The organism is Streptomyces dysideae (genome assembly GCF_001514305.1).
In the GTDB taxonomy this organism is placed as follows: domain Bacteria; phylum Actinomycetota; class Actinomycetes; order Streptomycetales; family Streptomycetaceae; genus Streptomyces; species Streptomyces dysideae.
The window spans coordinates 1-4,482 of the sequence record NZ_KQ949160.1 but is presented as its reverse complement, the minus strand read 5'-3'; the positions used below and the strand labels follow the sequence as shown (position 1 = coordinate 4,482).

At 66.2% G+C, this 4,482-nt stretch carries 4 protein-coding genes and 3 pseudogenes; 5 read left to right on the top strand and 2 right to left on the bottom strand.

The features are described 5' to 3' along the window. Nucleotides 1–199: 199 nt before the first annotated feature. A pseudogene (locus tag AQJ91_RS51635) lies at nt 200–418 on the top strand (IS701 family transposase); the annotation flags it as partial. A 46-nt stretch (nt 419–464) separates the two neighbouring features. Here the strand turns inward: AQJ91_RS51635 and AQJ91_RS53290 are convergent. Then, nucleotides 465–1,211, bottom strand: a complete 747-nt coding sequence (locus AQJ91_RS53290; protein WP_067036658.1) for an IS110 family transposase — start codon at nt 1,209–1,211, stop codon at nt 465–467. Nucleotides 1,212–1,521: 310 nt separating this feature from the next. Here AQJ91_RS53290 and AQJ91_RS47990 point away from each other — a divergent pair, with 310 nt between their 5' ends. The 3 genes and pseudogenes from AQJ91_RS47990 to AQJ91_RS47980 all read left to right on the top strand — a co-directional run. Further along, on the top strand, nt 1,522–2,427 hold the full coding sequence (locus tag AQJ91_RS47990; RefSeq protein ID WP_067036656.1) for an alpha/beta hydrolase: 906 nt from the start codon (nt 1,522–1,524) through the stop codon (nt 2,425–2,427). A gap of 80 nt (nt 2,428–2,507) precedes the next feature. Next, a complete protein-coding gene (locus tag AQJ91_RS47985; protein WP_199848228.1) occupies nt 2,508–3,092 on the top strand; it encodes a TetR/AcrR family transcriptional regulator in 585 nt (194 codons plus the stop codon). A gap of 184 nt (nt 3,093–3,276) precedes the next feature. Then, nucleotides 3,277–3,468: pseudogene (locus tag AQJ91_RS47980) on the top strand (transposase); the annotation flags it as partial. A gap of 260 nt (nt 3,469–3,728) precedes the next feature. On the opposite strand, the gene AQJ91_RS47975 reads toward AQJ91_RS47980, so the two are convergent. Then, nucleotides 3,729–4,088 (bottom strand): transposase family protein, encoded by a 360-nt coding sequence (locus AQJ91_RS47975; protein WP_234383478.1) that lies wholly within the window; start codon nt 4,086–4,088, stop codon nt 3,729–3,731. Nucleotides 4,089–4,152: 64 nt separating this feature from the next. Here AQJ91_RS47975 and AQJ91_RS47970 point away from each other — a divergent pair. Further along, nucleotides 4,153–4,482, top strand: a pseudogene (locus tag AQJ91_RS47970) (IS3-like element IS1141 family transposase); the annotation flags it as partial.

Below are 4,482 nucleotides of genomic sequence, written 5' to 3'. Positions count from 1 at the left end.
TTCACCGCGTGGGCAACTCCACTGCTGACCGATACTGATCGCCTTGAGGAACCCCAGCCGCGCGTCGGCTGGGGTTCCTCTCTTTCGTGGACTCTCATCGTGGGTACGGACCGAAGCCCTATGACGCCACCGGGGATCCGCCTGCCGGACGTGGTGTGCCAAGAATTCCGCAAGCTTCATCCGGGGCATCGGGCCCTGTCGCCGTGCCGTTGAGGAATGCTTCCAGAGTACGAAGCAGGAGTGCGGCCTGGACGACTACCAGGTCCGCCGCTACCCCGGCTGGCACCGCCACATGACCCCGGCCATGGCCGCCCACGCCTGGCTGACCGTCCTGTGAGCCCGAGAGCTGGACACGGAGAAAGCAGAAACGGATCCTCCCAGCTCATCCACCTCAGCCTCGCCGAAATCAGACGCCTGATCACCCGCCTCACCCCTCTCTGTCATCCCTGAAGGAGTGGGGTCGGTCAAGTGGTCGTCTTGTCCGGTCTTCTCCTGGTCTCCGACTGCGTGAGAGCAGCGCGAAACACGGCGCGGGTCTTGGTGCCGTGCCGAGGCAGAGGGTGTGAAGTTGTGTGTCTCGCCCCAACGGTGTGGTCACGTGGTGGGCAGGCTCGGCTGCCGGTCATCCCTTCGCGGGCACGCGTCCAGCCGGTGGGCTGGACGGGCCTCTGCAGCGAGATCCCGGCCAGCCAGTCGCCGCCGGCCCGGCCGAACAGATCGGGCATCGGCGTGTGGAGGCCGGCCTTGGCGAGGACCGCGTGGACCTGGGTCTTCACCGATGTGCGGACGTTGAGCAGCTTGTGGCGGTAGCGCACCAGCTCCCGCAGCTCGCGGACGCGGGGCGGGGCGATCCATGCCTCGGGCAGACGTCCCATGCGCAGCAGGTCGGCCAGGTCGGCCGCGTCCTTGTCGTCGGTCTTGACCCGTCGGTAGGTGAACATCTTCACTCCGAGCGGATGGGCGAGGTGAACCTCGGCCCCGGCCTCCGCCAGGGCGTCGGCGGCCCAGTACCAGCCGTAGGTCGCCTCCAGTACGACCTTCGGGTTCGGGCCCGCCTTGGCGACCTCCGCTTTCAGCGCTGCGGGACTGTTGTCGATCCGTACCCGGCCCAGCCGCTGCCCGTCCGGGGTCATACGCAGCAGCACCGAGCGGCGGGCATGCAGGTCTATGCCCACGATCTGGGGTCCGTCGTAGGCTTGCTCACGGTCCATCAGGCAGGGGCCTCCTGCCTGTGGACGGTTGTTTTCTTCTCCTGGACCGAGCATCGTCCGCACCCGGCCGGAGCGGGAGGCCCCGCTCCTTCATCGCATCAGCCTTGGGTGAGACGCCCCGTTCTGCGGGCTTACCGAGCGTTGCACAACCCAATAGGGCAACCAACCGGTTGGTTGCCCTATTGGGCACGGTTCTGTAGTGTCGGATCATCCGATCGGTTGACTCGGCGCTCAGCCGCTGCGTGACCAACCGCGCTGAGCCGGAAGGTCCCTTCGGCCCCGGAACCCAGAAACAAGCAGGGAGCACACCGTGCCTATCGACGTTCACTTTCGCAGCGGCGGTATCACTGTCGCGGGCCACCTCTACCTTCCGGAGGATTACAAGGAGGGTCAGAAGCGGGCCGCCGTGGTGACAGTGGCCCCGGGTGGCGGGATCAAGGAGCAGACTTCCGGTCGCTACGCCCGTGAATTGCGCGACCGGGGTTTCGTCGCCCTGGCCTTCGATCACCGGTCGTATGGCGAGAGCGAAGGCTTTCCCCGCTACGACGAGGACCCGTTCGCGAAGATCGAAGACATCAAGAACGCAGTGAGCTATCTCCGTAACCGCCCGGAGGTGGATCCGGACCGTATTGGCGCTATGGGCATTTGCGGCGGGGGTGGCTATGCGCCCGCCGCGGCAGCCACCGATCGCAGGATCAAGGCCGTCGCCACTGTGAGCGGAGTGGGGGATCAGCGTGGCGTGTTTCACGAGCAGACAGGTTCCGACCACGGTGTTCTGGTCGCCATGCTGGAGGCTTGCGGGGCGGCCAGGCAGGCGTTCTCACGCGGAGACGAACCCACGTACTGGCCCCTCATCCCGGGCTCGGAGGTCGAGAACGCGTTCGCTCCCCTCAAGGAAGCTCCGGACTACTACTACGACTCAACGCGCGGGGCTCACCCCCGATGGGAGAACAAGACGCTGGCCTGGTCGCTGGAGAAGCAGCTGACCTTTTCCGCATTGGATGTGGTCAGTCTCATCGCGCCACATCCCCTTCTGCTGATCGTCGGCACCGAATCCACCAGCCGGTCTCACAATGAAACGACGTACGCGGCTGCCGCGGACCCCAAGGAGCTCTTCCTGATCGACGGGGCCTCTCACCTCGACCTGTACGATCTGGACCAGTACGTCAAGCAGGCAGCCGACAAGCTGGCAGATTTCTTCAGCCAGAGTCTGTGACCACCTTGCTCCGGTAGGCACTACCGAGGGCGGTGCAAAGGTGAACAAGAAGGTTTCACGCCTCTATTATCCTGCAGCGCATGATGTCTGATTCCAGCGCGAGCAGAGCCCGGCTGCTCGACGCCGCCGCCTCCGAGTTCACCGCACACGGCTTGGCCGGCGCCCGGGTCGCTCGCATCGCGAGCAACGCCAAATTGAACAAGGAGCGCATCTACGCGTATTTCGGTGACAAGGAAAGGCTGTTCGACGCGGTGATGGACCAACGGCACGTCGAGGTGATGGCGGCAGTCCCGCTGGACGCCGACGATCTGCCGGGCTACGTGGGCCGCCTCTTCGACTACATCATCTCCCACCCAGACCTCATGCGGTTGGCCGCCTGGAAGCAGCTTGAACGCCCCCTTGGCCAAGGTGGCAAGAATATCGGCTCTTACGAACACGCCCTCGCCCCGCTCACCGCCGCGCGGGACGAAGGGCGGATCGACACCACCTTCAACCCGGTCGACCTCGCCGTCATCCTGTACGGCCTGGCCAGCGCCTGGCATCACATCTTTGCTGCGCAACGCGATACCGAGTCGGGGACAACGGACGACGTCTGGTCGGCGCAGCGGCTCACCGAGCACCGTGAGGCGCTGATCGAGGTGGTGCGGAGGCTCATGACCAGCTGAACACCATTCATGAGACTGGCCAGGCGCAACAGATCAGCCGAGCGGACCCGGGCTGCGTCCGGGGAAGTGGTGTACGGGTTCGACCTGATCCGGGGGTTTGCTCCGGCTTCAGGGTGATGCCCGTATAGATGAACGGCCACCGGCTGATCTTCGAAGTGTCGAAGCCTCGAAGGAGATCAGCACGATGACCGCACCTGACAGTCTGCCCCTGCACGCCCTTGCCGAGGACAACCTCGCCGCGGCGAGTCCCGACCTGCTGCGCGCGATGGTCAAGACATTCGCCGACGCCCTCATGTCCGCCGAGGCGGATGCCCTGTGCAACGCCGAGTACGGGCAGGTCAGCGACGAACGCGTCAACCACCGCAACGGCTACCGGCAGGCGTCGGTTAACCGATCCGGCTGAAGGCAGCGATGGGGACGCACTGGGAATGCGTCGCCTCCTGCGTTCGCTGGACCGGTGCCGTGGCTGCCTCGCCGCATGATGGTGCGGCAGCCACTGACCTTCTGTCTCGCATTCCTAGAGGCCACTCCATTGAGCACTGTGCATCGTGAGGTTGCTGGTCACGGGTCTGGTGTGTGCGGGGTTCGGGATGCTCGTGCTGGTCGTGGGTGGATGACTTCGGTGAAGATCGTCGGTCACCAGGAAACTTCGCGGTTTGTGAGGACGAGCAGGGACCTGACCAGGGCGGTCGCCCACGTCGGGTCGGTGCGGACCTTGCCGAGCACGCGCCAGTTCTTGAGGTGGGCGAAGCCGTGCGCCACCGGTGCCCGGACCGCTGCCAGTGCGGTGTTCGACAGCTTCTGGCCGCGGGTCAGGGGTCGGTTCCGGGCGGCCTTGTAGCTGGTGATCATCGCCGGGTCGGCGTCGGGACGATGATCGACGCCGCGATCGAGACGGCCGTGGCGGAGCTCACGCCCCTGCCCGGGGGTGCGTACCGGGCCACCGGCCGGGCCCAGGCCGGCACTACCGCCGTCACCGCCAGTCCCCGCCGCCATCGGCCAAGCCGCGCCCGCCGCACGACCGCAGCCACGCGCCCTGTCGACCCAAGAGCGGGCCACCGTGCGGTCGCCGCTCAACACCGACGACTTCGCCGACACGGCCCCGGCATCGGTTTACCACCAGCTGCTCGACCAAGGCGTGTACGTGGCCGGCGTGTCCACCATGTACCGCATCCTGCGCGAGCACGACGAGGTCCGTGAGCGTCGCCGCCACGCCGTCCACCCGGCGCACGCCAAACCGGAACTGCCGGCCACCCGCCCGAACGAGATCCGGTCCCGGGACGTAACGCGGCTGCGCGGACCGGGCAAACGGGTCTTCTACCACCTGTACTCGATCATCGACATCTACAGCCGCTACACCGTCGTCTGGATGGTCGCCGTCCGCGCCGAC

What these genes read in the sequence shown, in the direction of transcription:
- AQJ91_RS47975 (WP_234383478.1), bottom strand. Translation starts at nt 4,088, where the DNA reads ATGGCGGCGGGGACTGGCGGTGACGGCGGTAGTGCCGGCCTGGGCCCG.
- AQJ91_RS53290 (WP_067036658.1), bottom strand. Translation starts at nt 1,211, where the DNA reads ATGGACCGTGAGCAAGCCTACGACGGACCCCAGATCGTGGGCATAGAC.
- AQJ91_RS47985 (WP_199848228.1), top strand. Translation starts at nt 2,508, where the DNA reads ATGATGTCTGATTCCAGCGCGAGCAGAGCCCGGCTGCTCGACGCCGCC.